The sequence below is a fragment of the Nostoc sp. genome, assembly GCF_036918245.1.
Classification (GTDB): domain Bacteria; phylum Cyanobacteriota; class Cyanobacteriia; order Cyanobacteriales; family Nostocaceae; genus Nostoc.
Genome location: NZ_JBALEF010000071.1, coordinates 224,817 through 244,224 on the forward strand (window position 1 = coordinate 224,817; position 19,408 = coordinate 244,224).

Annotated in this window: 19 protein-coding genes and 1 CRISPR repeat array (1 of these 20 running past the window's edge); of the genes, 13 read left to right on the top strand and 6 right to left on the bottom strand. The window is 41.6% G+C overall.

Features of this window, described 5'->3' with window-relative positions:
- Positions 1–169 precede the first annotated feature (169 nt).
- From V7L12_RS20790 to V7L12_RS20820, 7 genes are all read left to right on the top strand, one after another.
- Entirely contained in the window at positions 170–4,030 is a 3,861-nt protein-coding gene (locus tag V7L12_RS20790) for a CHAT domain-containing protein (RefSeq protein WP_335087109.1), read from the top strand.
- A gap of 196 nt (positions 4,031–4,226) precedes the next feature.
- On the top strand, positions 4,227–4,382 hold the full coding sequence (locus V7L12_RS20795) for a hypothetical protein (RefSeq protein ID WP_335087111.1): 156 nt from the start codon (positions 4,227–4,229) through the stop codon (positions 4,380–4,382).
- Positions 4,383–4,423: 41 nt separating this feature from the next.
- Positions 4,424–4,606, top strand: a complete 183-nt coding sequence (locus V7L12_RS20800; RefSeq protein WP_179065491.1) for a hypothetical protein — start codon at positions 4,424–4,426, stop codon at positions 4,604–4,606.
- A 31-nt stretch (positions 4,607–4,637) separates the two neighbouring features.
- Positions 4,638–6,323 carry a M14 family metallopeptidase gene (locus V7L12_RS20805; protein ID WP_335087112.1) on the top strand — a complete coding sequence of 562 codons (1,686 nt, stop codon included), beginning with the start codon at positions 4,638–4,640 and terminating at the stop codon, positions 6,321–6,323.
- Positions 6,324–6,364: 41 nt separating this feature from the next.
- Positions 6,365–6,670, top strand: coding sequence for a GNAT family N-acetyltransferase (locus tag V7L12_RS20810; RefSeq protein WP_335087114.1), 306 nt, complete (start codon positions 6,365–6,367; stop codon positions 6,668–6,670).
- Positions 6,671–6,832: a hypothetical protein gene (locus V7L12_RS20815; RefSeq protein ID WP_335087116.1), complete on the top strand. Its 162-nt coding sequence runs from the start codon at positions 6,671–6,673 to the stop codon at positions 6,830–6,832. It begins immediately after the preceding gene.
- A 26-nt stretch (positions 6,833–6,858) separates the two neighbouring features.
- Positions 6,859–7,182 (top strand): hypothetical protein, encoded by a 324-nt coding sequence (locus V7L12_RS20820; RefSeq protein WP_335087118.1) that lies wholly within the window; start codon positions 6,859–6,861, stop codon positions 7,180–7,182.
- 283 nt (positions 7,183–7,465) lie between these two features.
- Here V7L12_RS20820 and V7L12_RS20825 read toward each other — a convergent pair whose 3' ends face one another.
- Positions 7,466–8,155: a hypothetical protein gene (locus V7L12_RS20825; protein WP_335087120.1), complete on the bottom strand. Its 690-nt coding sequence runs from the start codon at positions 8,153–8,155 to the stop codon at positions 7,466–7,468.
- Positions 8,156–9,067: 912 nt separating this feature from the next.
- Between V7L12_RS20825 and V7L12_RS20830 the strand changes: the two genes are divergently transcribed.
- Positions 9,068–10,771 carry a fasciclin domain-containing protein gene (locus V7L12_RS20830; protein ID WP_335087122.1) on the top strand — a complete coding sequence of 568 codons (1,704 nt, stop codon included), beginning with the start codon at positions 9,068–9,070 and terminating at the stop codon, positions 10,769–10,771.
- A gap of 58 nt (positions 10,772–10,829) precedes the next feature.
- Here V7L12_RS20830 and V7L12_RS20835 read toward each other — a convergent pair whose 3' ends face one another.
- A complete protein-coding gene (locus tag V7L12_RS20835; RefSeq protein WP_335087124.1) occupies positions 10,830–11,495 on the bottom strand; it encodes a class I SAM-dependent methyltransferase in 666 nt (221 codons plus the stop codon).
- Positions 11,496–11,562: 67 nt separating this feature from the next.
- Here V7L12_RS20835 and V7L12_RS20840 point away from each other — a divergent pair, with 67 nt between their 5' ends.
- Together V7L12_RS20840 and V7L12_RS20845 are read left to right on the top strand one after the other, a co-directional pair.
- Positions 11,563–11,970 (top strand): hypothetical protein, encoded by a 408-nt coding sequence (locus V7L12_RS20840; protein ID WP_335087204.1) that lies wholly within the window; start codon positions 11,563–11,565, stop codon positions 11,968–11,970.
- Between the two features lie 231 nt (positions 11,971–12,201).
- Positions 12,202–12,975: a hypothetical protein gene (locus V7L12_RS20845; protein WP_335087126.1), complete on the top strand. Its 774-nt coding sequence runs from the start codon at positions 12,202–12,204 to the stop codon at positions 12,973–12,975.
- Between the two features lie 172 nt (positions 12,976–13,147).
- On the opposite strand, the gene V7L12_RS20850 is transcribed toward V7L12_RS20845, so the two are convergent.
- Positions 13,148–13,558, bottom strand: a complete 411-nt coding sequence (locus V7L12_RS20850) for a hypothetical protein (protein WP_335087128.1) — start codon at positions 13,556–13,558, stop codon at positions 13,148–13,150.
- 277 nt (positions 13,559–13,835) lie between these two features.
- Between V7L12_RS20850 and V7L12_RS20855 the strand changes: the two genes are divergently transcribed.
- The gene (locus V7L12_RS20855) at positions 13,836–14,114 is read left to right on the top strand and encodes a hypothetical protein (RefSeq protein ID WP_335087130.1); all 279 of its coding nucleotides are present in this window, start codon (positions 13,836–13,838) and stop codon (positions 14,112–14,114) included.
- A 131-nt stretch (positions 14,115–14,245) separates the two neighbouring features.
- On the opposite strand, the gene V7L12_RS20860 is transcribed toward V7L12_RS20855, so the two are convergent.
- The 3 genes from V7L12_RS20860 to V7L12_RS20870 form a co-directional block, all read right to left on the bottom strand.
- Positions 14,246–15,130 (bottom strand): hypothetical protein, encoded by an 885-nt coding sequence (locus tag V7L12_RS20860; RefSeq protein ID WP_334822065.1) that lies wholly within the window; start codon positions 15,128–15,130, stop codon positions 14,246–14,248.
- A gap of 69 nt (positions 15,131–15,199) precedes the next feature.
- Complete coding sequence (locus tag V7L12_RS20865; RefSeq protein ID WP_334926545.1) at positions 15,200–15,793, bottom strand: DUF1517 domain-containing protein; 594 nt, start codon at positions 15,791–15,793, stop codon at positions 15,200–15,202.
- Positions 15,794–15,876: 83 nt separating this feature from the next.
- Positions 15,877–17,442: a pentapeptide repeat-containing protein gene (locus V7L12_RS20870; RefSeq protein WP_335087205.1), complete on the bottom strand. Its 1,566-nt coding sequence runs from the start codon at positions 17,440–17,442 to the stop codon at positions 15,877–15,879.
- A gap of 70 nt (positions 17,443–17,512) precedes the next feature.
- Here V7L12_RS20870 and V7L12_RS20875 point away from each other — a divergent pair, with 70 nt between their 5' ends.
- Entirely contained in the window at positions 17,513–18,349 is an 837-nt protein-coding gene (locus V7L12_RS20875; RefSeq protein WP_335087206.1) for a prephenate/arogenate dehydrogenase, read from the top strand.
- Positions 18,350–18,556: 207 nt separating this feature from the next.
- Positions 18,557–18,853: a hypothetical protein gene (locus V7L12_RS20880; RefSeq protein WP_334822067.1), complete on the top strand. Its 297-nt coding sequence runs from the start codon at positions 18,557–18,559 to the stop codon at positions 18,851–18,853.
- A 399-nt stretch (positions 18,854–19,252) separates the two neighbouring features.
- Positions 19,253–19,408: a CRISPR direct-repeat array (repeat unit 37 nt; unit sequence ATTGCAATTCATCAAAATCCCTATTAGGGATTGAAAC); it runs 970 nt beyond the window's last position.

The window sequence follows — 19,408 nt, forward strand, 5'->3', positions numbered from 1 at the left end:
AAATCTGGGAATTGTAACGTTGTAATGCTATGCTCTTGAAGATTTGTATATTTTTTGCTAACCTGCTACGGAAGCGCTGTCCGAATCTAATGGATTTTTACGTAATTAATGATTTTTTTAAGACAACGATGGCTACAATCTAGAAAAACAAAATCCAAGAGTGTGGCAGATGCTCAGGCGGATATCGCAGTCGCTTAAAAGGTTTTTAAAGCGCCTCATTGCAAGTAAACAGAATAGTTCTCTTAAGGGTGCGAGAGGACGCAATCTGGTGGGGGTACTACCAGAACTAACCAATGCGGATCTGGAACAATTGTTTATCCAATTGTTAGAAGGCGTGCATCAAGCACGAGGACGACAGTGGGCATTGAGGTATCTGCAACGGATCGAAAATCGCATTCCAACTGAACGTTGGATAGACTGGTTGGTGATGTTTGGTGAAAGCTTGCTAGCTTCACCTACACCAAATCCTCTTTTAGCAACACAGATGGTGCAATTGGGGGAACTTGGTGTTGGCAGAATTGGAGAAGTTGCTTATGACATTGGCATTCGGCTAATGCAAAACTTACCTACAGAAATAGAAGATTATCAGGACAATCAGGCACAAGATGATGTAGAAATCACTCCTGGGCAAGAACTGATCCGCGATTTGGGCGAACAGTTATGGGAGTATGATCAGCCAGATGTAATAGAAAGTACTCCTGGGCAAGAACTGCTCCGCGATTTAGGTGAGCAGTTATGGGAGTATGATGAACCAGATGTGGTAGAAACTACAACCGATGAAGAAATTCTCCCACCTTCTCCTGGTCAAGAGCTAATCCGTAGCTTAGGCGAACAATTATGGGAATATGATCTGCCAGATGTTGAATCAATAACGTCAGCACCCCAAAATGCCTCTTTTGAGGAAAGATTGCCCGAAAACTTAGAGGAACTGGTATGGGAATATGAAAGGGAAGACGCCCAAATCACAATACCAGAAAATATCCCTCTCCCGGCAGCGGAAGATTCAATCAGCTTGTTAACCCAACTTAGGTTCGACGAAGAAGAAGAAGTTGTTCAAATTACAACACCAGCAAATCTCCTTTCCACTAGACAAAGGACTGAATTAGCAACGTCTTCCTCGGTGGAAACCTGGGATAACACTTTGACGAATTTAGAGCCAAATGTGGCTAATACCTTAGATGAGTTGTGGGTGAGGTTGGATCAAAGTACCAATTTAGTCCAGCAACTTGCTTCTGATTTGGCAGTTCAAAGCAGTAATTCCCCTGATATTATTGAGCGACATAGCGATAATCCGATTACTCATGCTCAAGGGTGGTTTTACCAAGGTCTAAGCCAAGCGAAAACAGGCGATTTGTTAGGCGCGATCGCATCTTATGACCAAGCCATTGAAATGCAACCCGAATTCTCAGAATATTGGTTTAATCGAGGCTTAACGCTGTTCCATTTAGAACGTTTTGATCAAGCGATCGCATCTTATGAAACAGCCGTAGAACTGAAACCAGACTTTTACAAAGCTTGGTACAACCGGGGTGGAACTCTCGGAGAATTAGGATATTTTGAAGAAGCGATCGCTTCTTTTGACAAAGCTATAGAAATCAAGCCAAACTACAAAGAAGCGTGGTCTAGCAAGGGTTTGGCACTGCTGAAATTAGGTTGGCTACCAGAAGCTATTGCTAGTTATGACCAAGCCCTGCAACTCGAACCAGAAGACCAGGAAAACTGGTATCACCGAGGCATAGCCCTAGCTGTCAGCGAACAATTTGCCGAGGCGATTATATCTTATGACAGAGCGATAGAAATTGACCCAGAGTACCATGAAGTTTGGATAGATCGGGGTGTAGTGCTGTTTAATTTAGGCAGGTGGTCAGAAGCGATCGCCTCCTGGGATAAAGCCCTGTCAGTTCAAGCCGACTTCTACTTAGCTTGGTACAACCGGGGTATAGCATTAGACAACTTAGGACGTAGACAAGAAGCGATCGCCTCCTATCGGCAAGCGATCGCCATAAAACCCGATTTCCACTTAGCTTGGTATAATCAGGCATTAGCACTATTTTATTTAGAACAATTTGCCGAAGCGATCGCCTGTTATGACAACGCTTTGCAAATTAAACAAGATTATTGGGAAGCTTGGATTGGTCGGGGAACTGCGATCGGTAATTTAGTAGATTCTGAGGTATTGCGGAATTTGTCGAGTAGTCTGATAGCGACAAATCCCACCTTACAACAGGGCGGCTACGAAGGAAAATTAGCCAGCTACGAAGAAGGGTTAAAGCATCTGCGGACAGATACCCATCCAGAAGGTTGGGGTAGATTGCATTTTGCGATCGCTAATACTTACTATGAGCAAGGCAAAAAACATACCAATCCCCGCGATTATTGGCGCAAAGCTGCATCTGAGTACCATCAAGCGCTGTTAACCTTGACACTAGAATATTTTCCCCAGTTGCACTTAGAGGTTTTGCTATCTCTAAGCAAAGTGTTGATGGGTTTGGGACAAACCACACAAATTCAAGAATTGCTGCAACGAGGGACAGATTTATTGCGACAATTACTGAGTGAAGAAACTCGCTCAGACGAAAGTAAAAAACAGCTAGCTCTAAAATTTGCAGGCTTCAATCAATTGGCAGTTGATTTAGCTGTGGAGTCCGGTGATTTAGTAGAAGCTTGGGAAATTGCCGAGCAAGGTAAAAATGCTTGTTTAAACTGGCTGCTTTCTGGTTGGAATGATCATATATACTCGCCTTATTATGGCGCAATTCAACAACTATTCAATCCTACAACAGCAATTATTTACTGGCATATTAGTCCAGTTGCCCTACATACTTTCATTCTCAAAGACCAAGCACCATCACCAATTCTCCTGTTTACACCCATGCAAGATGCTGGAGTAATACCTTTAGGAGAAGACGTTATCCGTCTAAATGAATTGCCTCTACCCGAAGCAGTGCAACGCCTAATTGAATTTGAAATTTGGCTAGAAGATTGGCATCAACAATACCAAGAATATCGTAGTACAGCCCAAGACAAAGAAAGTAAAAGTCAACATTCTTGGCGAGTTGATATGGAAGAGAAACTGTTGCAACTGTATAAAATTCTGAATATTTCCACAATTGCCCAGGAACTCGAAGGCATCACCCAACTGGTCTTAATTCCTCACCGTGACTTGTACAGATTGCCCATTCATACACTTTTTCATCTCTCTTCGCCATCACCAGAAGAGTTACCGAATGTGGAATCAAATTTCAGCGTCACCTATCTACCTAGTGCCAAAATAGGTTTATCAATCAGAACTGAGGATACTTGGCAGTGGCAAAATAAATTATTGCTCAGTGTAGAACATCCTGAAAGTACAGGTTATCCCCCACTGAAATTTGCCAAAATGGAGTCTGAAATTGTTAGCCAGATGTTCAATAATATCCAACGAATTCAGGGAGCAGAAGCTACAAAAAGTATTGTTGAAAATGCCTTATCTGATAATTATAATATCTTGCATTTTACGGGTCATGTCACTAATAATCTAGCTGAACCTAAAAAATCAGAATTAGCATTGGCAGGTGAAGACAGACTTACTCTAGATGAAATCTGCCAACAAAATCTAGATAGTTACAACTTTATTACCCTCTCTACTTGTGAAAATTTCAGTGCTAGTAACTACACTATCAGCAGCGAATATGTGAGTTTAGTTACTGGTTTTGTGAGTCAGGGCGTTCCTCATGTAGTGAGTACTCTTTGGAGTGTAGAATCTTCAGCTAGTGCCTTGGTGATGATCGAGTTTTATCGACGATTACAGCCAAATAAATCAGCAATTACTGCTTTAGCTGAAGCAACACGATGGCTGAAAGAACTAACTGCTGGAGAACTAACGAAATGGTATGAAGATATTTTGAATAATCTGCATCCTCAAGAAGTAAGAATTAAAACTTATTTAGCGACACAACTATATAGAAATAGTAAAATGGCATCAGATAAAAATCTTTATAATCATCCTTACTACTGGGCAGCATTCACGATTATGGGTAAGCCTAGTTAATACTTTGAAACTTCGTCACAAGCAATTTGTGATTTTAGACATTTTATTCCAGTCATACAATTAGCCAGATACTTGTTTTTAGCTTTACTCTCTAAAAGTTCAATAACCTCAGTAAAATAGTTTAATTATATACAAAAATTGTATGAATTCACTGTGGTCTGAAAGTTTCTGACGGGAGTGAAGATTAAGAATAAATATGAAATCAGAAACCAGAAATGTATTACTTAAAGCTTATGCAGAACTACATAAGCTCATTGAAGAGTTATATGAAGCTGATGATAGAGCAATAGAGGACAATGATTTTGACGATGCTAGTTTGTTGGCTAGTCGAGCAGATAGACTTTATGAATAAGTCGAAAATTTAGAAATCATTATCTCAGAATTGGAGTAGAAATGAAAACAATTGAAGAATTAAAGACTCGAATCAAAGAACTCAGTAGTCAAGCTGTAAAATTTAGTAAAAAAGCAACTGAAGTGTGTTTGACTGATCGCGAACAAGCTAAACAATTCAGACAACAAGCTAGGGAAGCTAGTAAGCGTTGTCAGCTATTGATACAAGAATTGAAACGGCAATAGGTTTAAAATAATTCGTACTGAGGGGTTTATTATGCCAGATGTTCGGTTTGATAAATACTATCGTTATGAAGACTTAACACGCATTCTACACAATTATGCAAAGGAATTTCCCCAACTAGTACGCATAGAAAGCATTGGCAAGAGTTACGAAGAACGTGACATCTGGCTATTGACAGTAACTAACTTTGCCACTGGCGCACATCAAGAAAAACCTGCCCTCTGGGTTGATGGCAACATTCACGCCACTGAACTCGCACCATCAAGTGTTTGTCTATATCTCTTGCAAACATTAGTTACAGCTTACGGTACTCACTCAGAAATTACCCGTTGTTTAGATACCCGCACCTTCTACATTTGTCCCCGTGTCAATCCTGATGGTGCTGAGTTGGCATTGGCTGACAAACCAAAATTTATTCGCTCCGGTACTCGTCCTTATCCCCATGATGAGGAAGGCAACGATGGGTTCGTGATGGAAGATATCGATGGCGATGGTCGGATTTTACTGATGCGAATCCCCGATGCTAATGGGGCTTGGAAAGTCTGTCCTATTGAACCTCGCCTGCTGGTGCGGCGCGAACCAACAGAAACAGGTGGTCAGTATTATCGCGTACTACCAGAAGGAAAGATAGAAAATTATGACGGAGTTGAGATTAAAATTCAGCGTTCTAAAGAAGGGCTAGATTTAAACCGGAATTTTCCATTTTTGTGGCGGCAAGAATCTGAGCAATCGGGGGCTGGTTCCTATCCTACATCTGAAACAGAAGTGCGATCGCTTGTTGAGTTTATCACTACACATCCTAATATTACAGGAGCGATCGCCTTTCATACCTTTAGCGGTGTTCTCATCCGTCCCTACACCCACCTCAGCGATGACGAATTCCCCGTCAATGACCTCCGCACCTATCAACGCATTGGTGCAAAAGGTACTGAACTTACTCAATATCCAGCCATCTCCGCCTTTCATGATTTCCGCTATGACCCCAAAGACGTAATTACAGGTACATTCGATGATTGGGCTTATGAATACCAAGGTCTATTTGCCTGGACAGTAGAAGTCTGGAGTCCGCAGCGCCAAGCTGGAATTAATGATTATAAATACATCGATTGGCAGCGAGAACACCCTGTAGAAGATGACTTGAAGTTGCTGCGTTGGAACGATGAAAAACTGGCTTTTAAGGGCTACGTAGATTGGTATCCCTTCGAGCATCCCCAACTCGGCCAGATTGAACTAGGCGGCTGGGATACCATGTACGCTTGGACAAATCCACCCCCTGAGTTTCTGGAGAAAGAAATAGCTCTCTTCCCAGAATGGCTGGTTTGGCATCTATTAATATCTCCTCGTTTAGAGATTTACGAAGCCAGTGTTCACAACTTGGATAAGGATACTTATCGAGTGCAATTGGTTGTGCATAATACAGGCTGGTTGCCCACCAACGTCACCCAAAAAGCCTTAGAAAAAAAGCTGGTGCGGGGTTGTATCTGTGAAATTGAACTGCCTCCTGGGGGAACTTTAGTAACGGGTAAGCTCCGTGAAGAGTTAGGTCAATTAGAAGGACGAGCCTATAAGCCTTCAACTCCCATTAGACGGCACAGCGATCCTACCAAGGATCGGGCAAAGGTGGAATGGGTGGTGCGTGTGCCTCAAGGTAGTACAGTTAAACTGCTAGCTCGTCATGAACGCGCTGGAATCGCTCGCACTGAATTGACATTTCCATAATTTTGATATTTGAGATTGTCAAAAATTACCCTAATACAGCTTTGTCAAAACCGATAATTACTGTTCGCCTAATTACACGCGACGAACTTCCCCAACTTTTGGCTTTATATCATCATCTAAATCCCATCGATGGGCCCTTACCGGCTGATGATGTTTTACAATCTATCTGGGATGGGATTTTACATGATCCCCGTTTGTATTACATTGTGGCTGATGTTGATAACCAGTTAGTAGCAACATGTAATTTAACTATTGTTCCCAACTTGACGCGTGGCGCACGTCCATACGGCATTATTGAAAATGTTGTCACCCATCTCGATTATCGACAACAGGGATTTGGTACATAGGTGCTACATTATGCGTTAGCTTTAGCATGGCAACAACAGTGTTATAAAGTGATGCTTCTGAGTGGCTCAAAACGCGAAGAGACGTTGAAATTCTATGAAAATGCCGGGTTCAAGCGGGGAGTGAAAACTGGATTTGTTGCCCTACCTCCAGAGGAGTTGTAAGGGACTTCCAGAGAATAAAATATACAGTGAATGCTAATGATAATCATTTTAATGGGGATAAAGCGGTTGCCGTCGGCAACCGCTTTATCCCCCCAATAAATATGCAAGATAAATGTCTGCACTCAAGAACTATTGAGTGCAGTGAGCTTAATTGCTCTGCGGTTTCTTTCAACAACTTCTTCAGTGAATCCGTTAATTCTATAGACACCTCTTTCCACTCACAAATTCAATCATCATTAAATTTACTACAAAACGGGGAGGAAGAGGCTGCCGACAGCAGCCTCTTCCTCCCCTTCATAATGATTATCATTTTTATTCGCTGTATATTTTATTTTCTTGAAGTCCCTTAAGAGCCATATTTTGAGTACTCTTGCTTATTAACAAATAGTATCCGACCTTAACCTCTCACAAATGCCTCAAGTTTTGTGTTTTACACAAAAAAACGAATAAGTTTGAAAATTGTATTACAAAGTGAATGGCACGCTTGTTTGTTTGTATTTGTTGAGGCAAGCTGTTCTTGAGCTTAAAAATACTGGAGGAAATAAATAGATAACTGTACTGAAAACCATCAAGTAGTAACAATTACCAAAAATCACTCTTGTTTCCTCAAGCATCTCTAAGTGCCTCCCCATCTCAAGAACAGCTTTTCAAATGTGCCATTGTGTTACGTGCCTTTGAATTAGACTGTCTTTTTTTGAGCAATAGTGTTTGAACACTGAGTAACCCAAATAGCATTAAACCTACAGTAGTGGAGGGTTCAGGAATAGTATTTGCTGAGTTAGAAGACAATGCCAAAGTAACTTTATAGTCTAAAACGTCTCCACCGAACGTATAGCCACCAGATGCAAACCATCCATCCTCAAAATCTATTGAACCTGTACCCGTATTGCCGAAAGTTTCAAAGTCTAAAATTAAACTACCAGTTCCACCGTATTGTGCATCAGCATTGGCATCAGACGGCACTGGAGGATATACCCGAAGGCTAATCTGAAGCGGTTCTAAAGGATCTGAAAAGTTGTCCTTGGAAAAAGTAATAGTATCTCCAACATTTGTCCAATCCCACCGACCATAATCATCGGAATTGTCGTAACTACCGATATAGCCATCTATTGTTAAATTAGTTGCAAGGGTTGTGCCAACTGTTGTACCAGCTTCTGTTGAGTAATTGATGTTGTTTTCGTCGTAACTCAAATTGACTTGCCAAGTATTTTGAGGTTGTCCGCTAAATACCAACGTTGTCGCGTAAGCAGGAGAAGCAATTAATCCTCCTAATGTAATTAAGCTAGAGGCTGCAATTGTAAAAATTTTTTGTAAATTTTTCATAAATTGTTTCCTAACTACAATGAAATCACACTAAACACTAAAAGTATATATGAAGATTCTTAAGTGTACCAAGGTGTTTAATTACACCAATCAAGCAAGGTTTTTACTACTTTCGCTACAACAAAAAACTTTCTCAAATTCCACCACTGTTTTGATTTTCAGTGTACGACACAATGTAGTCAAACACAATAGACATCTTCCAAAAATCCTAGTTTATCTGTAAGTTCCTTTTCATAAAATTATCTTTTGTAAAAAAATAATTCCTAGCCAAAAATCTTGGCGCAATCACGCTCGAAATTTTTGATTGCGATCGCTAATTTCCAGTCTAGTATTTGAAAATTTACCATCAACGACAACTATCTAAAGAGTGAAAGTTTTTCTTCAAAATCCAGCCCTGAGTTAGTTGTATAATCAGGGTAAAAGATTAACAATACACCATATCGCCAAGATTGATTTTATTTCTTAAATATTGCTAAAGATCATGATACATTGAATTTGACGGCATTAACCCTCCTCGGCAATTATAAAGAGACGGCTATTGAAGGCCAATTATTTTACTGCTTGACTGCAATTTTAGAACTGAATAAAATCGCCTAATTGCATTAATTCTCTTTATTGTTGCAACATATTATATTATCACAGGAGCCATGCTTATTTTTAGTGTGCTCTGTGGTTCTTAAAAAAAAATAGGAATTCGATACTATGTGTGGTGCACATGAGGATAAACGTTATGAGATATCAGAGCAGCTACTCATAATGTTCAGCATTTTAATTTTCCAGAGCTAACAGGTTTCATTTCTGGTTTTCATGTCGAGGCGAACCAAATAATCATCTAGATATTTGTATTCACTTAACCTTGCATCCAGTATTTTCCACATAATCAACCCAAGAAATTGAAAAGAGGATATTTCCATGTCTAGTTTGTCTCGTTGGTCATCAACAAAGGTTGCTTTGCTAGTTCTGGGAATGACAGCTGCTACAATAACTCCCATCACAATTTCTGCCCCAGCTTCATCTCAAACTCCTGTTCCATCTGCGACACCATCACCTGAGACACCATCACCTGCAACACCATCACCTGCAACACCATCGCCTACTTCAACAGTTAACCTGTCTGATGTTTCCTCAGATTATTGGGCGCGTCCCTTCATTCAAGCCCTAGCTGAGAATAACGTGATTAGTGGTTTTCCTGATGGCACTTATAGACCAAATCAGCCTGTGACTCGTGCTGAATTTGCTGCTTTGATTCAAAAAGCTTTCAGTAACCAAAACCGAGTTCGGCAATTAAGTGCAGGTGGATTTAGTGATGTTCCTGCTAACTACTGGGCAGCTGCTGCAATTCAAAACGCCTACGAAACTGGATTTTTGGCAGGCTATCCTGGGAATGTGTTTAGACCAAATCAAGAAATTCCTAGAGTGCAGGGGATCGTTGCTTTAAGTAATGGCTTAGGTTTAACTGGTGGCGATACAAGTGCTCTTACTAATTTCTATAACGATGCCTCAGCTATCCCGGAATATGCTGTTAACAGTGTGGCAGCAGCAACAGTAGGTAATCTTGTTGTCAACTACCCGGATGTAAAACAACTCAATCCCCAACAGTCTTTGACTCGTGCTGAAGCAGCAGCACTTTTATATCAAGCTTTAGTTAAACAGGGACGGGTGCAACCCATTGCTAGCAATCTTCCAGCTAGTCAGTACGTTGTAGCTGGAACTCCTGGCGGTACTGATATTGTTTCTCTGGCAGCATCCAGTAGTTCTTTTACAACTCTGACTTCTTTATTAAAGACAGCCGGTCTAGCAGATATTCTTCAACAGCCAGGCCCTTATACAGTCTTCGCTCCCACCAATGACGCATTTGCTGCTTTGCCTCCTGCTACCTTACAACAGTTAGAGCAACCAGAGAACAGAGAAGCATTAGTTAAGATTTTGAGATATCATGTGGTTCCGGGTGCGGTAACTGCTAGTCAACTCTCGGCAGGGGAATTGACAACCGATGAAGGAAGACCTGTAAATGTTAAAATCGATTCCGCAAACAGTCAAGTCTCGGTGAATAATGCCAGAGTTCTCCAGGCGGACGTGAAAGCTAGCAATGGTATTATCCATGCAATTAACCAAGTCCTGATTCCGCCTGATGTTAACATCAGTCAGTTAAATCAGCCACCAACAGGAAATGGGACACCTGATGTTAACGTAGGTAGAAGTACTCGTGGTGGCAGAAGCTATATCGGAGTTGGTGGTAACATTGGTTTGAGTGGCGATGATACAGCTCTGAGCGACACTAACTTTACAGTGATCAGCAAACTTGGTCTAACAAACAATATATCAGTGCGACCATCGGTGATCTTTGGGGACAATACAATATTTCTAGTTCCTGTGACTTTAGATTTTTCTCCCCGCAGAGCAGGTTCAGTGGGTGAAAGAAGCTTTGCTATATCTCCTTACATCGGTGCTGGTGTAGCAATTGAAGCTAATGCTGATACTGATATTGGATTACTGTTAACAGGTGGTGTAGACCTTCCGCTCGGTTCTAAACTTACGCTAACAGGTGGTGTAAATGCTGCTTTTGTGGATGATACTGATGTCGGACTACAGTTAGGAATTGGTTATAACTTCTAAGTAAATAGAAGTAGAACATGCAATAAGGGCGCACAGCTAGTTGTGCGCTCTTGTTGTATTAAGGTCGCTTGATTGCTAAAGTAAGTCCATCGCCGATGGGGACAAGAGAGAGGGTAATGCGTTCGTCATGATGTAACTTCTCGTTGAGCGCCCGGATTGCTTGGGTGCTTTCATCTTGATTCTGCTCCTCGGCTACTTGTCCAGACCATAAAACATTATCAATCGCAATCAATCCACCTGGACGCACTAATTGCAGCGATCGCTCATAATATCTATCATAATTTTCTTTATCAGCATCAATAAAGGCAAAATCAAAAGTCTCGGCTTGCCCAGTTGCCAATAGCTGCTCTAAAGTTTCCAAAGCTGGTGCCAATCGTAAATCGATTTTATCGGCAACCCCAGCTTCTTGCCAATACCGCCGAGCGATCGCAGTAAATTCTTCACTCACATCACAAGCGATAATCTTGCCATCAGCCGGTAAAGCCAAAGCTACAGAAAGTGAGCTATAACCCGTAAATACTCCAACTTCTAGGGTTTTCTTCGCTGCAATCAACTGCACCAGAAGGCTCATAAATTGCCCTTGTTCTGGTGAAATCTGCATTCCACTCCGGGGATGGTTGGCGGTTTCTTGACGCAACTTCCCAAGAATCTTTGATTCCCGCAGCGAAACAGATAAAAGATAATTGTAGAGTTGTTTATCAAGACCTATAGACTGTTTTGACATGATAGATCAGAGAATTGAGAGAAACTACAGTTATACTATCGCTGATAAGTGGAATCTCAGGAATAACATGGTGCGGTTAGTTTTGACAGCAATATTGCTGGTGCTAATGACAGCCTGTGGCAGTATTGGACTGCTACCGACTAGTGATTTAGTGCAAAAAGCGATCGCACTTGGGCTAGAACAAACTCAACAAAAACTTAGCCAACAGTTGGATCTAGATTTTCAAGGATTTGAAATCAAGCGGTTATCAATTACCCAGGAACAACCCCTGACGATTGAAAATTTACCAGCTTTCCACGTTCGGGGAACCTACGACTTGATTGTTAAGCTGCCAAAACGGCGGTTGACGCAACCAAAAAAACCCTTTGATGTTTATCTACAAATTCAGCAAGAAGGTAAAACTTGGCGATTGCTGCTTCCAGAAAAAGGTAGTAAAGATAGTCAATCAATTTGGCGTAGCTATCTCATCCAATAGAGATGGGGAAAAGTTTGAATTGCCTCACTGTTTTCCCAAACTACAGGTTAAATTTTGTGTATGCTGTACCGTCATCTTTTGCAATCATCTACTTGAAACTCTACAAAGAAGTATTCCATTATTTCTCCCTTCTTTTATTATGTGCAACTAGAAAAACCATCACAAATATATTTGTATAATTGAGAACCACTAGCCATAATCGAGGTATAGTTTCATCGGAGACAGGGTAAGATGTATATCAACTTTTTCATCGGTTCCATTATTGGAATTGTGGTTCCGGTGCTGGTGGCTTTTGGCTTACTGCAATGGTTGCACATCCCGACAGGTAACTTTCTTGATTGGGTGATTGGTGGTGCTAGTTTTTGGTGGCTGTTGGTAATTGTTACCGTACCGTGGAATGTGCATTTTCAAGCCAAAGAAGTTTTAGCAGAAGCAGCACAATCAACTGAAAAAGGCATTCCAGTCGATGAGAAACAAGTGAAGTATGTCACAGTATTGGCAAAGCGATCGCTCTGGCTTGCGATTGCTTTACACTTGTTCTCAGCTGTTGGTCTTTATACTCTTGCTGCCACTGGTATTAGTACAGTGGGATATATAAGTTCTGGTGCAGCTTTGTTATTAACAATTCTGCGTCCTGCGATTCGCGCTTATGAGTATTTATATGCGCGGTTAGCGATGATTCGCCAAGAATGGAAGTATCCGCGCGAAGATATTTTTGAACTGCGCGATCGCTTCTCAATATTGGAACAAAAAATCCAGTCTTTGGAAGATCAGCTTAATCCCGAACAACCCTATTCCTTATCCGCAACTCAACAACGTTTTACCGAAGAAACTCGCAGAGATTTAGCTCGAATTGCAGCTAATTTAGAAGAATTACGGGCAACAAATCAAACGGAACATGAGCGTTTGGGGAGAGAAGCCAGAAATGCGATCGCGCAACTTTCCACCGACGGGCAATTTCTCGATCATGTCCGCGAAATTATTCGATTTTTTAAGACCGCTTAATAATTGCTTTAATAGCTATAGCTATAGCAGTTATCGTTTATATAAAGTACATGTTTCAACCTCAACCCCAACGCCTCTCCTTAGTAAGGCTAGGGTGTACACACAAGTCGAATTACCCCCCTGAATCCCCCTGATATTTTGGGGGGAAATAGGAAATTTGGTTCCCTCCCCTTTATAAGGCTAGGGTGTACACACAAGTATGACCAGCATAGGTTTCAACTCTTTTAGTAGTTTCGTAGGGTGCGTTATGGACACGCCGAAATAACAAATGCGATCGCCAAAATAACAAATGAGTCCGCCGAAATAACAAATGCGAACGCCGAAATAACAAATGCGAACGCCGAAATAACAAATGCGAACGCCAAAATAACAAATGCGAACGCCGAAATAACAAATGCGAACGCCGAAATAACAAATGCGAACGCCGAAATAACAAATGCGAACGCCAAAATAACAAATGCGAACGCCGAAGTAACAAATGCGAACGCTGAAATAACAAATGCGAACGCCGAAATAACAAATGAGTCCGCCGAAATAACAAATGCGTAGGCGTAGCCAGCCGTAGGCATCGCCATGATTGCAACAATTTAGCTTTGTTACGCCAGCCTAACGCACTGCAAATCTTTGGTAGATGAAGTTTTTCCGACTTGTGTGTACACTGTAGCCTTTATAAGGGGAGGGTTAGGGTGGGGTAAAACCTTGCTTAATCAGCTATTTCAGACTTGTGTGTAAACCGTAGCCTTACTAAGGAGAGGGAAGTGTTTGCGTCAGCAAATACGGGGTGAGGTTCCGACTGTATATGTTATAACTTTGTACGAATGATAATTAGTGAAGCTCACATAACTTCAGGAGTACTCACGGTGAATCAGATACAACTGACTTTAACTATTGCTTACTTATTAATGACATGCTATTTTTTAACTAATTGGTTAATATTTTCCCTACGTCATCCTGCTTCCAATCCAGAAGATAAATTTTTATCGGTTGTGATGTTTGTGGTTACAACTATCTTCTGGCCTTTGATGATTCCGATGTCTTGTTTAGAAATGATTCAAAAAAAGCAAATAGACTTGAATAAAATGATTCCTGTTCTCTTAGCAATATTTGTATTTAGTATTTCATATTATTTAACCGAATAATTAATAATTCCTCCTCACAAATTGCATCGATATAAACAGAAGCCGGGGGATTGACTTATTACCCTCCGGCTTCTTTGTGCAACACACTACCTTCATTTCTTAGGCAGTTTATTTATTGAATTTGGAATTTATTAACGGCGTCTGCTGCCAAAACCAGTTGAGCGGCGGGGTGCTGAACTACGCCCACTACCAAAACCACTACCAGAATTGCGTCTGGGTGAAGTGGCTCTACCAGAGGGCCGCAACGTACTACCACCAAAACCAGAACCAGAAGGACGGTTATTACCTGTAGTACTACGGGGTGTATTGCGTATATTTGAATTTCCAGGATATGACCTTCTAATTGTCCCTGTATTGCGGAATGTAGTGCGATTTCTCACGGCTGCGGGTTGCGTATTGTAGCGAGTTTGGTAGCTTTGAACTGCTTGGCCATAGCTTCCGCCATATCCACCAAAGCCACTTAATCCTTGTCCTGATTGATAGACAGGGGGTACATAATACTGGGGTCTAAACAACATACTACCAATTGCCTGTCCCGCCAAGCTACCAGCCACAGACCCAGCAAATGGTGCCCAGAAGTTATTTTCTCGACGGACTACAACCGTCTCTTGTTGTCCTGTTTGGGGATTAGTTTTATTCTCGGTAACGTTGTGGACGTACTCAATTTTAAAGTCTTCCGTCAGATATAAAATCGGTTGTCCTTTTTCTACCTTTAGATAGGTTTTCTTACCCTGCTTAATTTCATCGTCAGTTAACCGTGCCATTTGCAAATTTTCGGTTGCAAAGGTTGGGGGATTATTGTTAAGTAAAAACAGGCTATACTCACCAGTTGCATCGTCATAAGTAGCTTGTTGTATTTGATACTCCCCATCGCTCAATTTTGTATTAGTAGAGGTTTGGCTAACGTTCTTAGCTGGAGGAGTACTTTGGTTTTCGCCTCCACAACCAACAGTTGTGATACACAAACTCAGAGCTAAAAAAACGGCTGTAAATTTACGTACTATGGTCATGATCATTGGATTATTGTCCTATCTCTGAGCTTAACAATTTATCATCTGAGTAGTAAGTACGGACTACCCAACAGATTACAAAGGAATTAATTCTGGGTAATATTGCAACAGTTGATCGCTAGTAAGTTCATCGCCCAACTGTGCTGGTGAGAAATGTACTTGGATTGCCTTCAATCTATGTTTATAATGCAAATTTATCAATGCTTTCAATCCTTCCTTGAGCGCCTGAACGTTAGAAAGATCGGTTTCCAAATCTGGTACTTCTCCTTCATAAGCTACTGTAATCATCACAATGACGTTGCGAGTTACAGGTATAGATAAAGGTTCATTCAATCCAGAGTTAGAGGCATAATCTGGTTCGCTGAGATATCTTTCAGCAGAGTCAGTAAATAATTCATTCACGTAATCCCCGGCTTCACCTTCATCAAAAAATACGTCACCTTCATTGGCAGCAGAAAGCCAATATTCATCATATTGCAGCAGGGTTTGGCTAATTTCTACCAATCCTTCTCCTAAAACTTCTAAGTCGCCATCGGCATCGATCGCATCTCGTCCAGCACTATTTAATACTCCCAAAATTGGTGCTACTTCGCCTCCCCCTAAGTGCAGAAATAGGCGAAACACTACATAGCGAGTCCGACCGATCATTTTATTAAAGGTATCGCGCATTTTTTCCTCCAAAATTTTGTTTTTTGTCAATAGCCATTTGTTTTTTGTCAATAGCCATTTGTCATTTGTCCAATGCCCCATAACTAATGACTAATATAATGAAATCCTTTGACAAAATCTATAATTATATCTAATGAAGGCAATATATTTTTTGTGGACTCACTGGATATATCATCATAAGCTGAAGCATTAAGAGCAGAGCGATTAATAAATCTTTTGCCAAAGTTGGGATGGTCATAAACAATCAAAGTATGGGCGCTGGAATTCGTTAAAACTATTTGGGTTGGGGCTTTACAAAAATTTAATTTTCCGGCTACTTCAATATTTTTTTTCATCTGTTTAATTGTTGTAGCCTGATTTATAGCTTGTTCTAAAAGAGTATTTAATTGTTTCACTATATGAGGCGATTTTAAGTTTTGGTTTGCAACCACTTCACTGTTCATCATTTCCACTATACTGGAAATATTCTTTTGGGTAGATGCTGCATCTAGAAAGGGAAGAATGACAATGTAAGCAGTGATAAATAATGCTTCGTCGCTATCTACATGAAAGGTAAAAATAGTTCTACGACGACCACTTTCAATGCTTGGAGGTTGTTTCAATCCCCGATATTCTTGAGCAATTTGGTAGTAAGCGCCTGCGATCGCAAAATTAGCTTCGTGTTCTAGGGCTGCATCAACAATAATCCGAATTGTTGGCGGTGTTTCGTTAAAAAAATCTCGTGACTCTTCAGAATGGAAGTTTTGGACAATGGAGCGATCGCCAGCTGGGCTAAGATCAACCCATTCACAAGTCATGCCTTCGGTTTTTAAACCAAACCTGGAGGTTGCATAAAGCTTTGCTCCAGTTAAAGTTGCTCCAGTTAAGTCAGCACCGATCCATTCTGCCCTAATTAATTTTGCCTGAGTTAAATTGGCATGTACTAAACTTGTATTTGTTAAATTGGCACTGCTTAAATCTGCGCCGCTCAAATCAGCCCCGCTCAATTTTGCGCCGCTCAAATCAGCCCACCGGAGATTTGCGCCGCTCAAATCAGCCCACCGGAGATTTGCGCCGCTCAAATCAGCCCCGCTTAAATTAGCATGGCTGAGATTGGCTTGTCTGAGTTCAGCATCTCGCAAATTTGCGCCGCTCAAGTCAGAACGACTGAGGTCACTGGCGTTTAAGTTAGCCATCTCTAAGTTGGCTCCGGTCAAGGAAGCGCCTTTCAAGACAGTCTCACTTAAGTTAGCGTGACGGAGATTCGCTTGGCGGAGTGTCGCCTCTCGCAAATCAGCACTGGTGAGATCAGCCTCCAACAAGTCAGCGCGACTGAGGTCAGCGCGAACTAACTCGGCGCGGATTAATGAGGCTCCTCTGAGTTGAGCGCGGCTTAGATCGGCTCGAATCAAATTAGCAACGTTGAGACTGGCGTTGTTGAGGATGGCGCTGCATAGATTCGCGCCACTGAGTCTGGCTACATTCAGCTTGGCATTGCTCAAGTTAGCTTCACTCAGATTCGCACCACTCAGGTTGACTATACTCAAATTAGCATCGCTCAGATTCACGCCACTGAGTTTGACCCCACTCAGGTTGGCTTCTGGGAGGTCAACACCACTAAAGTTTAAGACTCCTGCTGCGTATTGTTCCAGTAATTCCTCTACAGTCATCGATGCTACCCCTTGGATGCCAACTTTAATAGTTGGTAAAGTCATAAAAAACGGAATGTCAAAATCAAAAATGAATATTGGGATTTTAGGATTGGGACTGATTGGTGGATCTTTGGGTTTTGATTTGCGATCGCAAGGACATCATATCTTAGGAGTTAGTCGCCGTGAAGCTACCTGTCAAAAGGCAGTTACCCTTGGCAGTGTTGATGAAGCATCAGTCGATCTGAGCCTGTTAGCAGCCGCAGAAGTTGTATTTATTTGTACACCTCTAGCCCTTATTGTGCCCCAATTTGAACAGTTAATCGCTCATTTGCCTAGCGCTACAGTCGTGACTGATGTGGGTTCGGCGAAAGCACAGATAGTCAAGGATATTACTCCCCTTTGGGATAATTTTATTGGTGGTCATCCAATGGCGGGAAGAACAGACAGTGGGATAGAAGCTGCACAGCGAGATTTATTTGTTGATAAACCTTATGTTCTAACACCGATAACGACAACACCAACTAGTGCAATTACAGTTGTGGAAGAAATTGTGCGATCGCTAGGAGCTAATATCTATTATTGTCAACCAGAACAACATGACCGTGCTGTGAGTTGGATTTCCCATTTACCGGTGATGGTTAGTTCCTCGTTGATTGCTGCTTGTTTGAGCGAAACTGACCCCGATGTTTTGCAATTAGCCCAAAAGTTAGCCAGTTCGGGTTTTCGGGATACCAGTCGTGTGGGTGGCGGGAATCCAGAGTTGGGCGTGATGATGGCGCGGTATAATCGTCAAGCATTGCTGCGATCGCTCCAACAATATCGTCAAAACCTCGATGAGTTGACTAACTTAATTGAGCAAGAAAATTGGGCAGTTTTAGAAGAAAAGTTCAAATCAAGGCAACAGGCACGACCTGATTTTGTTTAATAGTTGTCAGGTGCGTTTAGCTATGGATAACGCACCCATTTTTACATTTAGTGAGTTAATTAATAAAGTTTGTTGGCTGCTTTTTTGTCAAAACAACTCTCCACAGCTACTTAGAAATTCCAACAATAAAATCTTTAAAAATGCTACTCGACAGTCTGATAGTCACCAAACCGATGTACCATACAGATAAATTTACAAAAATCAACAATGGTAGAACGTCCAATCAAGAAATCGGAACGTCAGTCTCAAGAAAGCACTGACAGCAATTCCGAAAATTCGGATTCTGTAACCCCTATTGAATCCAACCCCAAAAGCTCAAAACCGAGCCGCGATCGCTCATCTGACAAAGGGAAAAAAGGATCGTCATATAGGGATGAAGGCAGGCAACCAGTGAATCCTGCACTAGCGCGTGGCCCAAAACCGGTTAAACCTCCAGCCCCCAAAGTTCAAACAGAAGAACTTGAAACAGAATCAGAATCTATCTCTGAGGAGTCTCAAGACTAACATTACAAGTGTTGTTGTGTGTGATGTGGGAGGCTATAAGCATATAAAGACTGGGATTTCTGGCTCCGAAGGCAGCGATCGCGCCCCCCATCACCATTAGATTATTTTTAGCGATCGCATATCTTACAGAGTTCCTGTATGTCAAATGCGCGAATGGGTAGGTGTACAAATTCCACAGCCCCAAAAAAGTGCTTCTATCTCAATACCAGCAAGCATTTCACCCCATTGATCACCCAATTATCATCCGCGCAATCTCTGAAATGCTTACAAAAACTAGGGTGTCAGCCTTTAACCTTTCCCGACACTCTTCCCAAAGGAATTCTCTAATGCTATGATTGCTCCAGAATCGCGCAACCGCACCTTGAAAACTAAATATAGCTTGCCTTTCCGGCTTCCGCTATTGCAATTCATCAAAATCCCTATTAGGGATTGAAACTACCAGATGCGATCGCAAAATCCCCAACGGTGCGAGCGGCAAATTGCAATTCATCAAAATCCCTATTAGGGATTGAAACTATGGCATCCCCTGGTATGAAATTCAATCAGAGCGATTGC

Coding starts and splice junctions, on each gene's coding strand:
- V7L12_RS20805 (WP_335087112.1), top strand. CDS start 4,638: ATGCCAGATGTTCGGTTTGATAAATACTATCGTTATGAAGACTTAACA.
- V7L12_RS20880 (WP_334822067.1), top strand. CDS start 18,557: ATGGTAGAACGTCCAATCAAGAAATCGGAACGTCAGTCTCAAGAAAGC.
- V7L12_RS20865 (WP_334926545.1), bottom strand. CDS start 15,793: ATGCGCGATACCTTTAATAAAATGATCGGTCGGACTCGCTATGTAGTG.
- V7L12_RS20860 (WP_334822065.1), bottom strand. CDS start 15,130: ATGATCATGACCATAGTACGTAAATTTACAGCCGTTTTTTTAGCTCTG.
- V7L12_RS20800 (WP_179065491.1), top strand. CDS start 4,424: ATGAAAACAATTGAAGAATTAAAGACTCGAATCAAAGAACTCAGTAGT.
- V7L12_RS20835 (WP_335087124.1), bottom strand. CDS start 11,495: ATGTCAAAACAGTCTATAGGTCTTGATAAACAACTCTACAATTATCTT.
- V7L12_RS20825 (WP_335087120.1), bottom strand. CDS start 8,155: ATGAAAAATTTACAAAAAATTTTTACAATTGCAGCCTCTAGCTTAATT.
- V7L12_RS20790 (WP_335087109.1), top strand. CDS start 170: ATGCTCAGGCGGATATCGCAGTCGCTTAAAAGGTTTTTAAAGCGCCTC.
- V7L12_RS20870 (WP_335087205.1), bottom strand. CDS start 17,442: ATGACTGTAGAGGAATTACTGGAACAATACGCAGCAGGAGTCTTAAAC.
- V7L12_RS20830 (WP_335087122.1), top strand. CDS start 9,068: ATGTCTAGTTTGTCTCGTTGGTCATCAACAAAGGTTGCTTTGCTAGTT.
- V7L12_RS20875 (WP_335087206.1), top strand. CDS start 17,513: ATGAATATTGGGATTTTAGGATTGGGACTGATTGGTGGATCTTTGGGT.
- V7L12_RS20845 (WP_335087126.1), top strand. CDS start 12,202: ATGTATATCAACTTTTTCATCGGTTCCATTATTGGAATTGTGGTTCCG.
- V7L12_RS20840 (WP_335087204.1), top strand. CDS start 11,563: ATGGTGCGGTTAGTTTTGACAGCAATATTGCTGGTGCTAATGACAGCC.
- V7L12_RS20795 (WP_335087111.1), top strand. CDS start 4,227: ATGAAATCAGAAACCAGAAATGTATTACTTAAAGCTTATGCAGAACTA.